The sequence below is a fragment of the Acidaminobacter sp. JC074 genome (assembly GCF_022496765.1).
In the GTDB taxonomy this organism is placed as follows: domain Bacteria; phylum Bacillota; class Clostridia; order Peptostreptococcales; family Acidaminobacteraceae; genus JABXKX01.
Genome location: NZ_VANV01000193.1, coordinates 1 through 363, shown reverse-complemented (window position 1 = coordinate 363; position 363 = coordinate 1). Strand labels below are relative to the sequence as shown.

At 49.9% G+C, this 363-nt stretch carries 1 protein-coding gene; it reads right to left on the bottom strand.

What is annotated here, in order from left to right; all coding sequences use genetic code 11:
- A partial coding sequence (locus tag EZV73_RS28550; RefSeq protein WP_240843948.1) for a hypothetical protein occupies positions 1-363 on the bottom strand: 363 nt, incomplete at both ends.

The window sequence follows — 363 nt, the reverse complement described above, 5'->3', positions numbered from 1 at the left end:
AAGTGCCGCTTGAATTCGTCCAGCCTCGGCCATGGTGAGCTCCTCCTGTATTCTTTGATCATTTTCGCCTGTTTCCACCAATTTGGTTCTTAAGGTAGGTATCCGTACCTCTGTTGGTATTTCTGCTTCCATTCCGAAGGCCAAACTGAAGGGTGTTCTTTTGGTGCTTTTTCGGGGCGTGGTTCGGTAGGACCATAATATGGAGGGGAGCTCCTCGGGCCATCTTCCATTTTTTGCCTTGAGTTTCTTCTTGAGCCCGTCTTTTGGTGCTTTTTCGGGGCGTGGTTCGGTAGGACCATAATATGGAGGGGAGCTCCTCGGGCCATCTTCCATTTTTTGCCTTGAGTTTCTTCTTGAGCCCGT